Source organism: Parabacteroides sp. PFB2-10 (assembly GCF_029893085.1).
In the GTDB taxonomy this organism is placed as follows: domain Bacteria; phylum Bacteroidota; class Bacteroidia; order Bacteroidales; family Tannerellaceae; genus QVMG01.
In genome coordinates this window covers 1-19,418 of sequence record NZ_JARXWI010000003.1, presented here as the reverse complement: position 1 = coordinate 19,418, position 19,418 = coordinate 1, and the positions used below count along the sequence as shown (strand labels likewise).

General features: G+C 45.4%; 15 protein-coding genes. 14 read left to right on the top strand and 1 reads right to left on the bottom strand.

Features of this window, described 5'->3' with window-relative positions; translation table 11 throughout:
- Positions 1-314 precede the first annotated feature (314 nt).
- The 14 genes from M2137_RS03440 (at position 315) to M2137_RS03375 (ending at position 18,064) form a co-directional block, all read left to right on the top strand.
- The gene (locus M2137_RS03440; protein WP_280765070.1) at positions 315-4,577 is read left to right on the top strand and encodes a two-component regulator propeller domain-containing protein; all 4,263 of its coding nucleotides are present in this window, start codon (positions 315-317) and stop codon (positions 4,575-4,577) included.
- A gap of 158 nt (positions 4,578-4,735) precedes the next feature.
- Positions 4,736-6,010 carry a rhamnogalacturonan acetylesterase gene (locus M2137_RS03435; RefSeq protein ID WP_280765069.1) on the top strand — a complete coding sequence of 425 codons (1,275 nt, stop codon included), beginning with the start codon at positions 4,736-4,738 and terminating at the stop codon, positions 6,008-6,010.
- A 32-nt stretch (positions 6,011-6,042) separates the two neighbouring features.
- Positions 6,043-7,509: a glycoside hydrolase family 28 protein gene (locus M2137_RS03430; RefSeq protein WP_280765068.1), complete on the top strand. Its 1,467-nt coding sequence runs from the start codon at positions 6,043-6,045 to the stop codon at positions 7,507-7,509.
- 116 nt (positions 7,510-7,625) lie between these two features.
- A complete protein-coding gene (locus M2137_RS03425; protein ID WP_280765067.1) occupies positions 7,626-8,267 on the top strand; it encodes a class I SAM-dependent methyltransferase in 642 nt (213 codons plus the stop codon).
- A gap of 245 nt (positions 8,268-8,512) precedes the next feature.
- Positions 8,513-8,932: a DUF302 domain-containing protein gene (locus M2137_RS03420; protein WP_280765066.1), complete on the top strand. Its 420-nt coding sequence runs from the start codon at positions 8,513-8,515 to the stop codon at positions 8,930-8,932.
- Positions 8,933-9,000: 68 nt separating this feature from the next.
- The gene (locus M2137_RS03415; protein ID WP_280765065.1) at positions 9,001-9,486 is read left to right on the top strand and encodes a sigma-70 family RNA polymerase sigma factor; all 486 of its coding nucleotides are present in this window, start codon (positions 9,001-9,003) and stop codon (positions 9,484-9,486) included.
- 2 nt (positions 9,487-9,488) lie between these two features.
- Positions 9,489-10,271, top strand: coding sequence for a FecR domain-containing protein (locus tag M2137_RS03410; RefSeq protein ID WP_280765064.1), 783 nt, complete (start codon positions 9,489-9,491; stop codon positions 10,269-10,271).
- A 1-nt stretch (position 10,272) separates the two neighbouring features.
- Positions 10,273-12,720: a TonB-dependent receptor gene (locus M2137_RS03405; protein WP_280765063.1), complete on the top strand. Its 2,448-nt coding sequence runs from the start codon at positions 10,273-10,275 to the stop codon at positions 12,718-12,720.
- A gap of 96 nt (positions 12,721-12,816) precedes the next feature.
- Positions 12,817-13,104 carry a hypothetical protein gene (locus M2137_RS03400; RefSeq protein ID WP_280765062.1) on the top strand — a complete coding sequence of 96 codons (288 nt, stop codon included), beginning with the start codon at positions 12,817-12,819 and terminating at the stop codon, positions 13,102-13,104.
- A gap of 139 nt (positions 13,105-13,243) precedes the next feature.
- Entirely contained in the window at positions 13,244-14,134 is an 891-nt protein-coding gene (locus M2137_RS03395) for a DUF2202 domain-containing protein (protein ID WP_280765061.1), read from the top strand.
- Between the two features lie 377 nt (positions 14,135-14,511).
- Positions 14,512-14,721 (top strand): hypothetical protein, encoded by a 210-nt coding sequence (locus M2137_RS03390; protein ID WP_280765060.1) that lies wholly within the window; start codon positions 14,512-14,514, stop codon positions 14,719-14,721.
- Between the two features lie 10 nt (positions 14,722-14,731).
- Positions 14,732-15,199, top strand: coding sequence for a thioredoxin (gene trxA, locus M2137_RS03385; RefSeq protein ID WP_280765059.1), 468 nt, complete (start codon positions 14,732-14,734; stop codon positions 15,197-15,199).
- A gap of 23 nt (positions 15,200-15,222) precedes the next feature.
- Positions 15,223-15,600: a MarR family transcriptional regulator gene (locus M2137_RS03380; RefSeq protein WP_280765058.1), complete on the top strand. Its 378-nt coding sequence runs from the start codon at positions 15,223-15,225 to the stop codon at positions 15,598-15,600.
- A 10-nt stretch (positions 15,601-15,610) separates the two neighbouring features.
- Complete coding sequence (locus M2137_RS03375) at positions 15,611-18,064, top strand: FAD-dependent oxidoreductase (RefSeq protein WP_280765057.1); 2,454 nt, start codon at positions 15,611-15,613, stop codon at positions 18,062-18,064.
- A gap of 220 nt (positions 18,065-18,284) precedes the next feature.
- Here M2137_RS03375 and M2137_RS03370 read toward each other — a convergent pair whose 3' ends face one another.
- Entirely contained in the window at positions 18,285-19,187 is a 903-nt protein-coding gene (locus tag M2137_RS03370) for a putative sulfate exporter family transporter (RefSeq protein WP_280765056.1), read from the bottom strand.
- Between the last annotated feature and the right edge of the window lie 231 nt (positions 19,188-19,418).

Here is a 19,418-nt window from a genome sequence, read left to right as displayed (position 1 = left end):
CCCGACTGTCGATAGGCAGGTCGGGGTATTTTTTTTGATTTTATCATCGTGTGAGATGAGATTTCGAGAATCACCCTGTATTGACATTTTGATATTTCGGCGGGAGTTTTTTTCCAAAAAGGTAGGACTTTGCGCACAAACTCCCGGGAGTTAGTATTTGTTAACATTTGAAGTGTAAGCAAGACTACCTCATTTTAACTAAAAACCATCCCCTTTGGCTTACACCTCGATTTGCATTTTTTATCTTCTTTTGTTTTATGCTCATTCCGAAAGTTTACATACCTTTGTATGATGCGTTATATCTTAAAATACCTATGAATAAACCAATCATTGTATCTCTTTTTTTGCTCGTATTGCTCTGGCCGCTCTCAGCCTCTATTGAGATTCGTTCGAGGCATATCACGATAGCAGACGGCTTGGCCAATAATACCGTACGCCATCTCATTCAAGACAGTAAAGGCTTTATCTGGATGGGAACCTTGAACGGGCTTAACCGTTACGATGGGAACACGTTTCTTTCTTATTATCCTTCACACGACCAGCAGCTTTCGCTGGCCGACCGCAAAATATATAGCCTGCAAGAAGACCGGAATGGCTTCCTCTGGATCTGTTTTTCATCTGAACAGTATAGCTGTTTCGATCTGAAGCGATCTGCTTTTGTCGATTTTACAGGTTGTGGTGAGAGCGAACAGAAATATGGCAAAAACCTATTGGCCTCCAATGGGGATATGTGGTTATGGCATGACGCGAATGGTGCCAGGCGGGTGATAAATACAGGCAACGGGTTTCGGTCGGTCACCTACAAGAAGGAGACAAGTCCGCTACCCGATAATACGGTGACCTTTATTACGGAAGACCCCCTCACGGCAACCATTTGGATCGGGACAAACAAAGGATTATTGAAAGTCACAGATAAGAATGAGGCAGTGGTGGATACGGAACATAATTTCCATCACATGATGCTCCACGGGAGTAGCCTCTATTTCTGCACCATCGATGGGAAAATCCTGCAATACGATGCTTCCTCCTCCCGATTGGTACGGGTGGCATCACTGCCTGCTCAAGAGCGCATTTTCGGCTCTTTCGTTTTTAAGGAATCCTGGTTGATATACACCCAGGCGGGCGTTTACTGCTACGACTTCACCACCGGGAGATTGAAGCAAGACCCTGATTTCTGGGGTGAGAATATTCCTTCGGGACATCCCTTAGAAGACAATAAAGGAAACTATTGGGTCTATAACCATACAGGGAAAATATGGTATATTAATATTCATACCGGAGAGAAAAAGAAGTTTACCCTGATCCCGGAAGAGAAAATGGGATATATCGATTACGAACGCTACCAAATCGTTCACGACTCACGCAATATTATCTGGATATCGACCTACGGGAATGGCCTGTTCGCCTATGATATATCGAAAGATGAACTGAGCCACTTCAAGGCGGGGATCGACGGGCTGAGCCATATCAATTCGGACTATCTGTTGGGGGTGATGGAAGATCGCTCGGGCGAGATATGGGTGAGCGCGGAGTATTCGGGTGTTTCGCATATCAGTGTGATCAACGAAGGTTCGTATCGTCATTTTCCCGAAGATCCGAAGTTGCTCGATCGCTCGAATACGATCCGGATGATCTCCGGAATCAATGAAAATGAGATATGGATCGGTACGCGTAAAGGAGGGCTCTATGTCTATGACGCGCAGCTACGGCTTGTTTCCCGAAAAGATATGCAGGCTAATATATACGCGGTCGAGAAAGACAGCGAAGGCAAGATCTGGATGGGTAGCCGCGGTGACGGGCTATGTATCGATGGGGTCTGGTATAGGAATAGCTCTGCCGATCCCAACTCCATCAGCAACAACAACGTATTCTGTATGTTCAAAGACAGCCACGACCGTATGTGGATCGGTACGTTTGGTGGTGGTTTGTCGCTGGCGGTCAAAGAGGATGGAAAATATATCTTTCATTGTTTCCTGAATCGTACCTACGGACAGCGGCTGATTCGCTCTATCTGTGAAGACAAGAACGGCATGATATGGGTGGGCACCAGCGAAGGGGTCTATATCTTTCATCCGGAGTCGATCACCCGCGATCCCGACCAGTATTATCATTATAGTTATGCCGGTGGTCAGCTCAACAGCGACGAGATCAAATACCTCTTCTCAGACAGCCAGGGAAACGTATGGGTGTCGGCGGCGGGTGCCGGCGTCAGTGTCTGCAAGGATCTGACTGATTACAGCTTTCTGACATTCGAACACTACGATACGAAAAACGGCTTGTGCAATGATGTGGTACACTCGATGGCCGAAGATGCGCAAGGCAATTTATGGCTGGCTACCGAATATGGCATATCGAAGCTGATTCTGCCTGCCATGGTGTTTGAGAACTACTATTTCTCTTCCTATCTGCAGGGCAATGTGTATACCGAAAGCGCTGTTTTTCGCAGGGATGATGGTAGTATCCTGTTTGGAACGAGCCATGGCTTTATCTCGTTCCATCCGGCTGATATCAACAAGCAGTCGTTTACCTCCCCGGTGGTGTTCACCAACCTGAACATAAACGGGATGAATGTGTTGCCCGGAGATAAAGACTCTCCGCTTTCCCATTCCATGGCCTTTACCGATGCCATCCGACTGAAGCATAACCAGAACTCTATTCAGGTCGATTTCTCCTCGTTTAACTATGTGGACGACAAGATGACCAAGTATTCTTATCGGCTTCTCAATTATGATAAAGACTGGAGTGTACCCTCTGCTTTGAATTTTGCGGCCTATAAAATGCTGCCTCCCGGGAAGTATGAGCTGCAGGTGAAATCGGAAAACAGCCTGGGAATATGGAACGAAACGCTCTCACAGTTGTATATCACCATCACACCCCCTTTCTATCTGACGGTTTGGGCCTTTCTGTTGTATGCGCTGTTTGCCGGGTTGGCTCTCTTTTTTGCGATCCGGATCAGCCGTAACTTCAACCGGTTGAATAATAAAATTGAAATTGAAAAGCAGCTGACGGAGTATAAACTGGTGTTCTTTACCAATATCTCTCATGAGTTTCGTACGCCCCTGACCCTGATACAGGGGGCGCTCGATCGTATTAACCGCTCCCATATACCGCTGAAAGAGATCTCTTACCCGATGCAGATCATGGAAAAGAGCACCCGTCGGATGATCCGCTTGATTGATCAGCTACTGGAATTCCGCAAGATGCAAAACAATAAACTGGCCTTGTCGTTGGAAAAGACCGATGTGATCGCGATGCTTTACGAGATATTCCTCAGTTTTGGCGATATGGCTGAGTCGAAGAATATGGATTTCCAGTTCTTGCCTTCTTCCACCTCGCTTAAGATGTTTGTCGATAAAGGTAAGTTAGACAAGATTGCTTATAACCTACTCTCCAATGCCTTCAAGTACACACCACCGGGTGGAAAGATCTGTTTGCTGGTGAATGAAGATGTGAAGGAGAATCGACTCGAGCTGCAGGTGACCGACACCGGGGTGGGTATCCCAAAAGAGAAGCGGAGCGAGTTGTTTAAGCGGTTTATGCAAAGCAATTTCTCGGGTGATAGTGTCGGTGTGGGCTTGCATCTTACGCTCGAACTGGTGCAGGTGCATAAAGGAGAAATCACCTACGATGAGAACCCTGGCGGCGGATCTGTGTTTACGGTCAGACTGCCTATGGAACCTACTGTCTATGAAGAGAAGGATTTCCTGAATACCGATAATGCCCTGATGCAACAGCAGGGCAAGGAATCGTTTGTGTCAGACAGTATATCCGAATCGGCCTCCACCGAATCCTATATCAAGCCCAATCCGTTGAATAAGCAGAAGATCCTGATTATAGAAGACGATGTCGACGTACGCCAATACCTGAAAGAGGAGCTGAGTCCCTATTTCCATATAGAGGTGGCCGACAATGGAGCCGCCGGCTTCCAGCTGGCACAGGAATGTGACCCGGCTCTGATTGTTTGCGATGTGCTTATGCCGGAAATGAATGGCTACGAGGTGACCCGCAAACTAAAGGGTGACTTCCAAACCAGCCATATCCCGGTGATCCTGTTGACCGCGCTCAGTCTGCCAGAGAATCATCTGGAAGGGATCGAAAGCGGAGCGGATGCCTACCTGTCGAAACCGTTCAGTATTCGCTTGCTATTGGCACGTATCGTGAAACTGATGGAGCAGCGTGAGAAGCTGAAAGAGAAATTCTCTGAAGAGCCGGGTATTGTGCGCTCAGCGGTGTATGCTTCGATTCGGGATAAAGAGTTTGTAGATGAATTGCATGAGATACTGGTAAAGAACCTGGGCAATTCGCGTTTCTCGGTCGATGAGTTTGCTTCGCAGATGAATGTCGGACGAACAGTATTCTATAAGAAAGTGAAGGGGCTGACCGGCTATTCACCCAATGAATACTTGCGGGTCATGCGTATGAAAAAGGCGGCCGAGCTATTGGCTACCGGCAAACTGACCGTATCGGAGATCTCCTATATGGTTGGCATCGAAGATCCTTTCTATTTTAGTAAATGTTTTAAAGCGCAATTCGGTATGGCTCCTTCCGTATACCTGAAAAACAAGGATACGAACTGATCACTCTTCGATATGCTTCATCCCTGATTCCGACAGGGTACAATTGTACATTATCCTGTAAAAAACGGACAGAATACACGATATTCTATGTATTTGTACGGCTTTCTATTCAGGCTGCATGGTGGAATCGCTACATTAGCACACCAATTTTATTTATCATGAAGAAAGTCCTGTTTACCATGGCGGCAGTGATCTCTGTCGCCTGTCACGCACAACAAATAAGTTATCAGTTTGACTTCACCGACGGAAAAGCCCGGGAAGGTGTCATTAAAGTAACAAAAGAATCCCTTTATTCCGCCGAAGCGGGCTACGGATATGATTTTCGGCCGGCTCCCGACGGAAAGAACCTGGCGCCGTTTTTCTTCTCCGTCGACGTGCCGGATGGTAATTATAAAGTGACTGTTGCCCTGGGATCTAAAAAGAGGGCGGGAGTCACGACGGTACGTGCCGAGTCGCGTCGTCTGTTTATCAATCGACAGCAAACAAAAAAAGGGGAGATCACAGAATATACCTTTATTGTAAACAAACGAAACAAACAGATCACTGATAATGAATCTGTGCGAATCAAAGCCCGGGAAGAATACAAACTGAACTGGGATGATAAATTGACGTTGGAGTTTAATGGAAGTGCTCCGCAATTGGCTTCGCTCCGTATCGAGAAGATCGATGAGGCGATCACCGTTTTCCTATGCGGAAACTCGACGGTAGTCGATCAGGACGAGGAGCCTTGGGCCAGTTGGGGGCAGATGATCCCCGCCTTTTTCAACGATCGGGTGGCCTTTGCTAACTATGCCGAGTCGGGCGAGTCCGCCAATACCTTTATAGGGGCAGGCAGACTAAAAAAGGCGCTTACGCAGATGAAAGCGGGCGACTATATCTTTATTGAATTCGGTCATAACGATCAGAAGCAGAAAGGTCCCGGCAAAGGAGCCTATTATTCCTATATGACCAGCCTGAAAACCTTTATTGACGAAGCGAAGTTGAAGGGGGCTCATCCGGTATTAGTCACGCCCACCCAGCGAAGAAACTTTAATGAGGAGGGAAAAATCGTGGATACTCACGAGAATTATCCCGAGGCTATGAAATGGCTGGCTATCAAAGAAAACATTCCGTTGGTCGATCTGCATGCCATGACCCGCACCCTCTATGAAGCACTGGGCGTGGAAGAATCTAAAAAAGCGCTCGTGCATTACCCCGCTAATACCTATCCGGGGCAGACCAAGGCCTTGGCTGATAACACCCATTTTAATCCATACGGGGCTTACCAGGTGGCCAAATGCGTGGTGGAAGGCATAAAAGCGCTTCGTCTGCCGTTGGTAGAGTATATTGCAGCTGATTATACCCCTTTCGATCCGGCACATCCGGATGCCGTGGAACTGTTCCAGTGGGATCTGAGTCCTTTCATTGATGTGCAGAAGCCCGACGGGAACTGATTGGAAAACTAAATGATAAAAATAAAAGTTATATGAAACATGTATGTAAGGCAGTTGTGTTATCCTTTCTCTCTGCCGTTATATTCAGTGGATGTTCTTCTGAAAAGAAATGTGATTATACCAGTTTGCCCTGGGTTGATCAGGTTGGTGCTCACGCCTATCCGGGCGATGAACTGTTTAAAGCCAACGATTACGGCGCGGTGAACGACAGTACGATATTGAGTACCGCCGCTATTCAGGCCGCCATCGACGCCTGCCACCAAAAGGGTGGGGGAACGGTTGCCTTCGAGCCAGGCGCCTACCTGACCGGCGCGCTTTTTGTCCGTAGCGGTGTCAACCTGCAGATAGGAGAGGGGGTCACCCTCTTGGCCAGTACCAATATCGATCATTACCCGGAATCTATGACACGTATTGCCGGCATAGAGATGGTATGGCCGTCGGCGGTACTGAATATCCTGGACGCGGAAAACGCGGCAATCTCCGGAAGCGGATCGATCGACTGCCGTGGAGAGGTGTTCTGGGATAAGTATTGGACCATGCGCAAGGAGTATGAACAACGCAAATTGCGCTGGATTGTCGACTATGACTGCAAGCGTGTACGGGGCATCCTCATCTCGAACAGCAAGGATGTCACCTTGCGCGACTTTACCCTGATGCGTACCGGATTCTGGGGCGTGCAGGTCTTATTCTCCAATCATTGCACAATAGACGGCCTGGCAATCAATAATAATATTGGCGGACATGGACCGAGCACGGACGGGATCGATATCGACTCCTCCTCTTATATCCTGATCGAGAACTGCGATGTCGATTGTAACGATGATAATATCTGCCTGAAAGCCGGGAGAGACGCCGATGGATTGCGGGTGAACCGTCCGACCGAATATGTGGTGGTGCGCAATTGTATCGCCCGCAAGGGAGCGGGTCTGATTACTTGCGGCAGTGAGACCTCGGGAGGCATCCGCCATATCCTGGGACATAACCTGAAAGCCTACGGCACCTCGTCGGTGATCCGCCTGAAATCGGCTATGACCCGCGGGGGAACGGTCGAACACATCTATATGATGGATGTCGAAGCCGAAGGAACGCGCCACGTATTATCGGCCGATCTCAACTGGAACCCCAGCTATAGCTATTCGGAACTACCGGCGGAATACGAAGGACAGGAGCTGCCTCCGCATTGGAAGGTGATGCTTACCCGGGTAGAACCCGAAGAGTTGGGTTATCCTCGCTTTAAAGATGTATTCCTTTGTAACATAAAGGCTACAGGCGTAAAGGAGTTTGTCTCTGCTGCCGGTTGGGACGAAGCGCTCCGATTAGAAAATTTCGAACTGTCGAACCTGGATATATCGTGCGTAAATGCCGGGAAAGTCATTTTTACCGAGCGCTTCAAGCTGGATAACGTGACACTGGATGTCAGTTCGGGTGATAAGATTCTGTTCCGTGACAATACGAATATGATAAGTAATGTGCATTACAAATCAAACGATTTACATTAATACAAGGTCAGAAGGCGTTTCTTCGGCTCAGAGTATACAGGTCAACGCTATACGGCTTTTGTCTTCAAATCAAAAAACTTTCAGATATTTACGAACTAAATAGTAGCAATAAAGATATGATTGAATTTTGGGAATCAAGTTTTAGGGACAAGCAAGCTATGTGGGGATTGGAAGCGGCTGATTCTGCCTATATGGCTCTGGATCTATTCCGTGAGAAGGGATTAAAGAAGATACTGATCCCCGGATTTGGATATGGCAGGAATGCAAAGCCGTTTCTTGACAATGGCTTTGAAGTGACCGGCATAGAGATATCCGAAACGGCAATCGAACTGGCTGAAACGCATTTTGGTGAAACGGCCAAGGTGTATCACGGCTCTGTCACCGATATGCCGTTCGATGATGAGTTGTTTGATGCTGTTTTCTGTTATGCCCTTATTCATTTGTTGAATATGCGGGAGAGGCGGAAACTCATCATGGACTGTTATCATCAGTTAGCCCCCGGCGGGTATATGATTTTTTCTACCATTTCCAAAGAAGACGCCTTGTATGGAAAAGGGAAACAGCTTAGTAAAGACAGGTTTGAACGCATAAAGGGCGCTAAACTATTCTTTTATGACGAAGATTCCATAAAGCGAGAATTTCGCGACTGTGGCTTGATTGATATCCGGAAAATGGATGAACCGGTAAAACAGAGGGATTCCCGCCCTCCGATGAAATTTACAGTCATTATTTGTGAAAAGCCCAAAATGACAAAATGATATTTCGGCAGGAGTTTGCGCGCAAAAAGGCAGGGGTTTGCAAACAAACTCCCGGGAGTTAGTATTTGTTAACAATTGAAGTGTCACGAAATAGGCCGAGTTTTAGTTAAAATCGGGGGTGTTTGCTTACACTTGTGTTTTTGGAAAAGCGGCTTTTGCTCCCCCTCAAAAAGGGGAATCTAAAGTGTCATTAAACCAGATAATGTCATACCTTTGTGAATAATGGATTTTTAAATTATAAAACTATGAAAGAGAACCTATTATCCAACAACCAGATGTTTCTTGAAAACGAAAGTAAATTTTCATATGAAGAAACAGTGAGATTGCTTTCAGAGCATATTTTAGACATAAATTGGAAGATTTCCGCCATACACGATTTGCAAGCCACATTGAAGAAAAGCGGAAAAGAGATTCTGCCTATTCAGATTTTCGAACTCTGTAATCCTGTTTATTCCGGCCAGTTGCTTGACACCGATATGTTGCGCATTTATTCTCCGATGATGCCTTGTCGCTTGTCGGTTTATGAAAAGAATGACGGGAAAACATATATCGCACGAATGAATTCTGAAGCGATGGCCTCCATGGTAGGGGGGAAGGTGGAAGAGGTGATGGCCAAAGCTTTTTCCGATATAGAGGAGGTCTTGGCCTATTTTATTGCTGACTAATTCTCCTTCCGTAGTAGGGAATCTTTTTGTTTATTCGGTATATATATAAATTGCAATTAAAGAATACGTTGACAAAGCCAGAGTTTAAAGAGATCTTTGATCAGTATTTCGACCCTGTTCGTACTTATATCTATTACAGGTGTGCCGATGAAGATGTCGCATCCGACATCGCACAGGATGTATTTATGCGTGTCTGGGAGAAGAGAGATGTGTTTGACACGAAGAACATCAAGGCTCTTCTCTATAAGATTGCCAATGATATGGTGATAAGCGATTATAGGAAAAGCGCTATCCGGCTCGACTATGCCAAAGATATGGTTGGAACAGGTATTGAGCCTTTGTCGCCTCAGGAGATGTTGCAGTTTGAGGAATTGAAAGCGGTGTATTCATCTGCCTTAAGTGAAATGGGCGAATTGCAACGCGAAGCCTTTCTAATGAGCCGGAATGAGGAGTTGAAATACCACGAAATATCCGACAGGTTAGGCATTAGCGTAAAGGCTGTGGAAAAGCGAATCACAGGTGCCTTGCAATTTTTAAAAACGAAACTTTTATAATTATGAATATAGAAGAGATAAAAATACAACCTACCTGGAGCCGGTCGAAAGAAGAGATTTGGGCGGAGAAATTTGCGGGATTGGAAGACGAAAAGGATAATAGAGTTCCTTTCTATAAACGCTCGCTGTTTCGCTATGCAAGCATTGCAGCCATTCTTTTGATCCTACTCCCTTCGGTTGCTTTCCTTTATTCGAAAGAGGTAACGGTGCCGAAAGGGGAACATTTTGCCCTGACGTTTCCCGATGGTTCGCAAGCGACCATAAATGCCGAAAGCAAACTGACCTACAAACCTCTTTGGTGGCGCCTATCGAGAGAGGTGCGTTTAGATGGAGAAGCCTATTTTCAGGTGGAAAAAGGAAAAGAATTCAAGGTATATGCTTCGCACGGAATCGTGACAGTGTTAGGCACCAGCTTCAATGTCTTTACCCGTTCGGCACGATACGAGGTGGCTTGCCTGTCGGGAAAAGTAAAAGTTGATTCTGACAATCAATCGGTGGTGTTGACTGAGGGCATGCAAACAGTTTTTAAAGAAGGTGTGTTGCAGGCGGTCAATAATGAAGAAATCATGCAAAAGATAGGCTGGACAAACAATCGGTTTATCTTCCGCGAAGAGCCCTTGATACACGTTGTTCAGGAAATCGAACGGCAGTACGATATAAAAATCATCGTTCCGGAAAATATGGATTATATTTATAGCGGAAACTTCACAAAACCGGATCATCCGGAAGAGGCTTTACAAATCATACAAGAACCTTTTGGCATAGAACTTAAAATAAGAAAATGACTTGAATAGATCTTTGTATATTGTTTTTGTATTGTTGTGTGTGTATCCTGTGATGTATGCGCAGGAGATAAAAATCAATGCCGCGGATGAGTCTTTAGATAAGGTTCTTCAGAACCTGGGTGTAGAGATTTCGTTCGACAGTAAAGCTGTTTCGATATACCGGATTACAGAAACGAAAGTGTTCGAAACCATGGACGACGCCATGATTTATCTATTGAAAGATAAACCTTTGGTGTACAAGAAAACAGGGAATGTATATGTTATTTATCCGGAAGAAACACAGAAACAACCCTCTCCTCCTCCCAAAGAATATATTCTTTCGGGCGTCATAGCTGATGATACAAATGGCGAAAAACTGGCGTATGCCCATATCCAAACCGGTAACGGGACAATCATCACAGATGAGAAGGGCTTTTTCTCCTTAAAAAGCCATGATAGTTCTACCAGGATACGAACCTACTATCTGGGATATAACAGTATAGATACCATCCTTTCGACGGGACATCACGCACTGCATACCACTCCCCGCCTGATGATGATACCGGAGATAACCGTGTCGCCCTCTTCAACTGCCATGATGATGCAATCGGGCAAAACATCGGGAGAGATGCGACTGAACTATGCGGTTGCCGGACAAATGCCGGGAAGCGGCGACAACTCCGTGTTCAACCTTTTGCGCATGATGCCGGGCGTAAGAGCATCGGGGGAGCCGTCCGACGATTTGATTGTGTGGGGAAGCAATAACGGCGAAAGCAAAATAACATTCGACGGTTTCACTCTTTTCGGCTTAAAGAGTTTTAGCGACCACATCAGCTTTATCAATCCATACATGGTGAAAGAGATCCGCTTGTTGAAAGGAGGATATGACGCTTCGTCCGGAAACCGAATCGGCGGAATCGCCGACATCATAGGGATCGATGGCAATCGGAATAAACCGACTGTCAAAGCGACCGTAAGTAATCTCACGGCGAATGTATTTGCCTCTGTCCCTGTGTCTAAACGCTCTGTCTTAATGGCATCTTACCGACAAACGTTCTATAACCTGTATGATGTGGAAGAATTAAATCCATATGGCAAAAACAGTAATGAGGAAGGTAATGGCAAAGGAAAAGGGGATGGAAATGGAAACGGGAATGGACAGGGTAATAACAAACCTCAACAAACTATAAGTGATATTTATCTATCTCCGGATTATCAATTCCATGACATTAACATAAAATACGCAGGCAGCACTTCCGGCAACGATAGTTACCAGATATCGCTTTACACCTCAAATGATGACTTTGACTATTCGGTTGCAAAAGAGGACGCCTATGATCTAAATGCTTCGCAAAACAGTCATCAATATGCCGGAAGTGCGATGTATAACAAAGTATGGCGAAATGCCTCCTCCTCTCGCTTCACGGCAAGCTATTCCCGGTTGGATACGCAAAACGACCATGTCACCAAACGTCAGGGAAACCAATCCGAACCGGAAATAACTATTTCGACAAAAAACCGCATCGAAGAAATGCGGATAGACCTGAATCATTCCTTTCATTGGGGGACACATCAGAAGATAAAACTGGGCGGGGAAATTCTTTTCTATAAGGATCTGGTGGACGAGAATAAAAACAATTTAACGGTGCCGACTCTATATCTGTCAGACAACTTTGCCTGGGGGAAATTCTCCCTGAACGGAAGTGTACGAGCCGACCTGGCAAATAATACATTTTATATCCAACCCCGCTTTTCCGGTAGATACGCTTTTTCTGAAGCAATAACGGCCACAGCCTCCTGGGGGTTGTATCGCCAATATATTTCCCGCACTCCGATACAAACCGACAAGTATACCGATATTGTATGGAAGATACACCCGGACAGTATCATGTCTTCCATGCATACGCTCGCCGGCTTAGCCTTTAGCCAAAATGGATTCTTAGTAAATCTCGAAGGCTATTACAAAAAGAATAAAAACATCATGCGTTTATCGAACGAACCCTATAAAACTAATGTGGACATCGCAGGCATGGATCTGTTTTTGAAAAAAGAATTCGATCGGGTATCGCTGTTTGGCTCTTACTCCCTGTGTCATATATCGGATCAAAAAAAGGAAACCGGCCATGAAGTCAAACTGGGAGGCATATTCGCTATCAGAAAATTCACGCTATCGGCCAATTATGTTTGGGGCACCGGCTTCTCTCCTGCCCTTAAAGGCGGACAAGGCATCAGGCAGGGGAACAATACGATTCAGGAGTCAGATACCGATTATCACAGGCTCGACGTCGGGCTTAGATACAATCATCAATTTCGTTCCTTCCGGTTGCAGGCGGGTGCCTCCATATTGAATGTATTGAATAATGAAAACATGAAATACAATTATCTCTTTTCCGACCGGAAAGAGGTCACAAACATCTATACCAAAGCAACTCCCTTCACTCCTATGCTCTTTATCGAAATTTTATTCTGAAAACAAGTAGGGTAAAATGTAGCTCGTGCGGTTGATAAGTAAAGCATGCAGCATGTAGAGACATAATTCTATTTATTAATCTTAAATGAGAAAAAAATGAAAACAAGACTGTTTATGGCGGCGTTGGCCATTGTTCTGTCAGTGGGAGTTGCATCTGCGCAAAGCGGTGACAAAAAAGAAAAAAACCTGAAGCAAAAAACGACTATCGAAAAGCTTCTCGGGGTATGCATTCAGCCCAAAACGGATAAACCGTGTGTTAACTTTGTTGACGCTGACAATGACGGGATCTGTGATAATGTGGCATTAGGCCTTTGTACGGGGAATTGCGACGGCACCGGTATTCCCAAGAAAGACGGTACCGGTCAAAAGAAAGGTCGAAAATAACAGATCATCTGTTCTTTAATTGAAATGCCACTTTGATATAAAGTGGCATTTTTTGTTATGTCAGCCGGTGGGGTATCTCCAATTCCATGCGGTTTATTAATAAAAACATCAAACAACGAACGATTTAAATTGTAAAAGTATGAATACGAACAACAAATTATTTATCTGGGCATATCTGGTATTCTCGTTCCTATTGGTTTCATGCAACAGTGATACTGATTTCGATGATAACAGTGAATATGCCAATTTAGAACCTATTAGTATCCTGAATGTGTCGGCAGAAGGAACCTCTTCTTTTATGGTGGACCATATTTATCGGGTTTTAGATACGACATCGCCATTGACGGCCGACGAAATTGAATTTTTGTATGCGGTACGGGAAGATGAAAAGATGACGCACGATTTAAACATTGCCTTTTCTTCTCTTTATCCTGCTGCCATGCAGTTTGTCAAAATCAGCCGTGCCGAAGCAACGCATATAATAACGATTGAAAAGCTTTTCGATTATTATGAAATAGACTATCCGGCCTTAACTTCTCCGGGGGTGTTTGCCGATGAAGACAGGCAAAACCGCTATAACGAATTGGTAGCTGAAGGCAACACCCTGGTAAACGCCTATAAAGTGATTGCCTCGTTGGAGGAAGAGAATATCATTGCGTATACGCATGTTTTAGGAGATATATCAAATTCCAATATTAAACTTATTGTTTCCAATCTATTAAGAGGTTCCAGAAACCACCTGCGATCAATTGTTCGTCAGATAAATGCATCAGGAGAAGTCTACACGCCGGTATTATTAGACGATATCACGTATCAGGAAATTATATCCTCCCAACCGGAGCAAGGCAACAAATACCAGCAGCAAGGCAAACAGGGACAAAACACCAACAGCAAAAAAGGAAATCGCCAGCAAAGCAGAAAAGGTTCCGTAAATAAGTTAGGTGTATGTACAGGGTGTGCCAATGGAAATTCTTCCGGTAACAATCCGAATAAAGGAGATGCAGGAAAAGGATACAGAGGCGGACATTAAAGATCATTTTTCTTATTAATCTCAAAATGACAAAATGATATTTTGGCAGGAGAATTTTGCCAAACTCCCGGGACTTTGCGAACAAACTCCCGGGAGTTTGCATTTGTTAACATTTGAAGTGTAAGCATACCCCTCTTGTTTTAACTAAAAACTACCCCCTTTAGCTTACACTTCGATTTTGAAAATAATCAACTTTCTGCCCCAATACGGGTGAAGTTTATAGGCGTTTTTACTGAGCAGATCTCAAACAAATTGGGACTTGGTATGCGATTCTTGCAAAAAAATCAATTTATTTCCATTGGAAATTTGTTCGTTCGGAAAATAACGCCTATCTTTGCAGTGTTATTGTTAAGTTAAACGTCAAAAGAAGTAGATATATGGAGAAAGTAACAGGTTTGATAAAGGAGAATAAGTTGATGCTGATTGGCCTGATTGTGGGCGCCATCGGAGGATTTTTGTATTGGCGATTGATCGGATGCAGCGGTGGTAGTTGCCCGATAACATCATCCCCGTTGATGAGTACATTGTGGGGTGCAATAATGGGTGGCTTATTGATCGGCTCGTTTAAAAAGAAAAAAGAAGAATAACTATATAAGCATGAAAAAAGTAGTAATCGCACTATTATTTGTAAGCTTTGGGTTTACAGCGTGCAACGCACAAGCGAGTGAGAATAAAAAGAATACAAATCAAAAAAAAGTAGATACAATGAAAACAATTCAGTTAACAAAAGCAGATTTTTTAAGTAAGGTAGCCAATTATGAGGCGAACCCTTCCGAGTGGAAATATTTAGGTGACAAACCGGCGATAATCGACTTCTATGCCTCCTGGTGTGGCCCATGTAAAATGATTGCACCGATCTTGGAGGAACTTGCTGCCGAATATGGCGACAGCATCTACATCTACAAGATTGATACGGAGAAAGAACAGGAATTAGCATCTGTATTTGGCATTCGCTCCATCCCGACACTCTTGTTTGTGCCGATGGAAGGCGCTCCTCAGATGGCGCAGGGTGCGATGCCGAAAAGCTCGCTCAAAGAGGCAATCGATAACGTTTTATTAAAGTAATCATGCAGCCAGAATTAAATACAATGGAAAAGAGTATGGATGCCAAAACTGAACCTTTGTGCCGGATACGTGATATCTACAGGGTGATCGGCGATTTTGAAGTCGAGTTTGCTAATGCTCATGGGGTGAAACTCAACGAAGGAATGCTACTGTGTTCCTTATATACCATGGGACAATGTTCGTCCGGCAGGATCGCGGAGTTGTTAGGCCTGACCCTCTCCAATTCCTCCAAAGTCATCTTGTCGGCGGAAAAGAAAGGATTGGTTGAGCGTATCATCGGAAAAGAGGACAAACGCCAAATGCTTTTTGAGCTTACCGAGAAGGGTAGGGAATGTATCCAATCGATCAAATGCGAATCGGATAGTATGCTTGAATTGATTTCCAAGATAAAGAACATATAACAAGCAGAAAATGAAACATATCATTGTAGGAGGAGTCGCAGGTGGTGCTACGGCGGCTGCTCGTATTCGCCGGAATGACGAATCGGCTGAGATCGTTTTGTTCGAAAAAGGAAAGTATATCTCCTATGCTAATTGCGGATTACCCTATTATATCGGTGGTACGATACCCGATCGGGAGAGCCTTTTTCTGCAGACTCCTGAATCTTTTGGTGAGCGGTTTAATGTAGATGTCCGTGTGGAGAATGAGGTTACACAGATCGATGGGCAGAAAAAAACAGTAACGGTGCGCCGTATCGACGGGAGTGAATATGTAGAGAACTACGACAAACTGCTGTTGTCGCCGGGAGCTACGCCTGTACGCCCTCCCTTGGCGGGGATCGATTCCGAAGGGATTTTCACATTGCGCGACGTAACAGATACAGACCGGATCAAAACCTATATCACAAGTCATGCTATTCGCCGTGCGGTGGTTGTAGGAGCCGGCTTTATCGGTTTGGAAATGGCGGAGAACCTGCATCAGGCGGGAGCCGAGGTGGCAATTGTTGAAATGGCAAATCAGGTGATGGCTCCGATTGATTTTTCAATGGCAGCACAAGTGCATCAACATCTTCTGCAAAAAGGGGTGGCATTACATCTGGAGCAAAGTGTGGAGAAATTCTCCAAACGGGGGCGACAGATCGATGTGCATTTTAAAAGTGGACAGGTGATTGAAGCCGATATCGTAATCCTATCGATCGGTGTCCGCCCGGCAACGGCTCTGGCAAAAGACGCCGGTTTGAAGATTGGCGAAGCAGGTGGTATCTGGGTGGACGACTACTTGCAGACATCGGTTGCGGATATTTATGCCGTAGGCGATGCGATTGAGTTTCCGCATCCACTGACCGGTAAGCCGTGGTTGAACTACCTGGCCAATCCTGCCAATCGTCAGGGACGTATCGTCGCCGACAATATGGTGTCGGGCAATACCACGAAATACGAAGGGGCGATTGGTACATCTATTGCCAAAGTATTCGATATGACGGTAGCCTCTACGGGGTTGGCAGCCAAACGGCTGAAACTATTCGATATTCCTTACCGCAGCTCCTGGACACATTCCGGATCACACGCGGGTTACTATCCCGACGCCTTGCCCTTGAGCCTGAAAATAACATTCGATCCGCAAAGCGGCAAACTCTATGGTGCGCAATGCGTCGGTTATGATGGCGTGGATAAGCGCATCGATCAGATAGCCTTATTAATCAAAAATGGCGGTACGGTTTATGATCTGATTGAGGTTGAACATGCCTATGCGCCTCCTTTCTCTTCGGCTAAAGATCCGATAGCGATTGCGGGGTACGTGGCAGGCAATATAATCAGCGGCGCAATGCCGGCTGTGACCTGGCGTGAGATGCGCGATGCTGAACCCGATGCGGTAACAATACTTGATGTGCGCACGGCCGATGAGTATTCGATGGGTATAATCCCCGGATCGATAAACATCCCTCTCGAGGAACTTCGTTCCCGGTTGGCAGAGCTTCCGACCGATAAAGCAATCTATATCTATTGTGCCGTTGGGCTCCGGGGTTATCTGGCTACAAAGATTCTGATGGCGAATGGATACACGCAGGTCAAGAACCTATCGGGTGGCTATAAGACCTATTCGATGGCGGTTGCTCCGGTTACGCATATTGAGCCCCAGATCATCGGATCGATAACTGATTTCGATCATTTAGACCTACAAACGACAAAACGAGAAGTGAAAACAATCAAAGTAGATGCCTGTGGATTGCAATGCCCGGGACCGGTGTTGAAATTAAAACAAACAATTGATTCGATGCAGGCCGGAGAACAACTTGAAATGACAGCTACCGATGCGGGATTTGCCCGCGATGCACAGGCCTGGTGCAACTCAACCGGCAACTCCCTGGTATCCAATACGGAAAACAAAGGGAAATATACAGTCGTGATTGAAAAGGGGCAGTCAAAGGAGTGTCGCATTGTTACATCGTGTGACGGCAAAGACAAAACACTGATTATGTTCAGCGATGACCTGGACAAAGCCTTGGCCACCTTTGTGTTGGCCAACGGAGCCGCGGCAACCGGTGGGAAAGTATCCATCTTCTTTACCTTCTGGGGACTTAACGTCATTAAGAAAGTCAAGAAAGAGCGAGTGAAAAAAGATCTTTTTGGCCGAATGTTTGGCTTTATGTTGCCCTCCCATTCCTTGAAGCTAAAGCTATCGAAAATGAATATGTTTGGTATGGGCAGCCGCATGATGCGCCATATCATGAAGCAAAAAGGGGTTGATTCCTTAGAATCCTTACGCCAGCAGGCACTCGATCAGGGTGTTGAATTTATCGCTTGCCAGATGTCGATGGATGTTATGGGCGTGAAGCGGGAAGAGTTGCTGGACGGTGTCACAATCGGCGGAGTAGCTTCCTATATGGAACGAGCGGATAATGCAAATGTGAATTTGTTTATCTGATTTATATCCCCCCAATAAAAGATAGATGATCGTTGGCAAAGTAGCCGACCGGTCATCTGTCTTTTTTTTATAAACCGTTTCTTGTCGCCTGCTTATGGGTTTACCCCAATAATTCTTTTTGTTCAAATCTCCTGAGGAAATTTATCACGACATATCGTGCAAAAGAAGAGTAAATCTGCATTCATATATTCTTTTTACAATAGAACCGATCGTTAGGTCATCAGAGTATAACAACCAATGTAGCAAGTGCAATGACAACCCAAAGAATAACTCCCTCCAATACCGGCTTTGCTCCCACTTTCCGGATGGCTGCCGGCGATAAGGTAGCACCTATCAACAATAAAGTCATAGAAAGAAAGCAGTGGGATGCACCGGAAATAAAACGGAGTATCCCAGCCGGGATATCTATATAGGTATTCATAACCATAGCGCCTATAAACAAAAAGATAAACCAGGGAATAGACACTCCGCGACTTTTGCTTTTCGAGAAAAAGAATAGCGACACAAGCGACAACGGAATAATCCACAGGGCACGTGTAAGCTTTACGGTAGTGGCAACCGCCAGGGCTTCCGCTCCATATTCGGCTCCTGCCCCCACCACCGAACTGGTGTCGTGGATGGCAATGGCAGCCCATAACCCAAACTGTTGCTGGGTCAGCTCGAGCCAATGGCCGATAGGTGGAAAAATAAATAGCGCTATTGCGTTTAAGGTGAAGATAATAGCCAGCGACATCGATGTTTCGTTTTCGTCGGCATTGACAACCGGCGCAACAGCTGCGATTGCACTCCCTCCGCATATCGCTGTGCCCGACGATATCAGGTAGGATAATTTGAGCGGTATTTTCAGCCAGCGCCCTATGAAGTAACCAATAATCATCACGCCTGTTACCGAAACGATCGTGAACAACATACCCTCGCCGCCTGCTTTAAGCGATTCGTGCAGGTTCATACCAAAACCCAATCCCACAACTGCTACCTGAAGCAGGTATTTTGATACCTTTTTGCTAAGTGCCTGATAAGGGTTCTTTAGGAATAGAGCAAAGACAATGCCTGTGAATAAGGCGATAGCGGGAGAGAAAAATGCCGAAGCAATAAATAATGCGATAAATAGATAACGGTTCATGTATATATGCATATAATGCTACAAAGGTAGCTATAATAAACCGTACGACTGTAACAGATGTTACGATTTATCTTCTCGAACGACTGTATGTTTGCGAAAGAATAATGAAAAAAAGTTATGAACCACGGAGAATTCTATCGTCGATGCGCTTGGACAGTACTGTCGAAGCGCATGGACAGAACTGTCGAAGGGCATGGACAGTACTGTCCAAGCGCATCGACGATAGAATTC

Excerpts from the sequence above, each read along its gene's own strand:
- M2137_RS03440 (WP_280765070.1), top strand. The coding sequence starts at position 315 with ATGAATAAACCAATCATTGTATCTCTTTTTTTGCTCGTATTGCTCTGG.
- M2137_RS03435 (WP_280765069.1), top strand. The coding sequence starts at position 4,736 with ATGAAGAAAGTCCTGTTTACCATGGCGGCAGTGATCTCTGTCGCCTGT.
- M2137_RS03430 (WP_280765068.1), top strand. The coding sequence starts at position 6,043 with ATGAAACATGTATGTAAGGCAGTTGTGTTATCCTTTCTCTCTGCCGTT.
- M2137_RS03425 (WP_280765067.1), top strand. The coding sequence starts at position 7,626 with ATGATTGAATTTTGGGAATCAAGTTTTAGGGACAAGCAAGCTATGTGG.
- M2137_RS03420 (WP_280765066.1), top strand. The coding sequence starts at position 8,513 with ATGAAAGAGAACCTATTATCCAACAACCAGATGTTTCTTGAAAACGAA.
- M2137_RS03410 (WP_280765064.1), top strand. The coding sequence starts at position 9,489 with ATGAATATAGAAGAGATAAAAATACAACCTACCTGGAGCCGGTCGAAA.
- M2137_RS03400 (WP_280765062.1), top strand. The coding sequence starts at position 12,817 with ATGAAAACAAGACTGTTTATGGCGGCGTTGGCCATTGTTCTGTCAGTG.
- M2137_RS03395 (WP_280765061.1), top strand. The coding sequence starts at position 13,244 with ATGAATACGAACAACAAATTATTTATCTGGGCATATCTGGTATTCTCG.
- M2137_RS03390 (WP_280765060.1), top strand. The coding sequence starts at position 14,512 with ATGGAGAAAGTAACAGGTTTGATAAAGGAGAATAAGTTGATGCTGATT.
- trxA (WP_280765059.1), top strand. The coding sequence starts at position 14,732 with ATGAAAAAAGTAGTAATCGCACTATTATTTGTAAGCTTTGGGTTTACA.
- M2137_RS03380 (WP_280765058.1), top strand. The coding sequence starts at position 15,223 with ATGGAAAAGAGTATGGATGCCAAAACTGAACCTTTGTGCCGGATACGT.
- M2137_RS03375 (WP_280765057.1), top strand. The coding sequence starts at position 15,611 with ATGAAACATATCATTGTAGGAGGAGTCGCAGGTGGTGCTACGGCGGCT.
- M2137_RS03370 (WP_280765056.1), bottom strand. The coding sequence starts at position 19,187 with ATGAACCGTTATCTATTTATCGCATTATTTATTGCTTCGGCATTTTTC.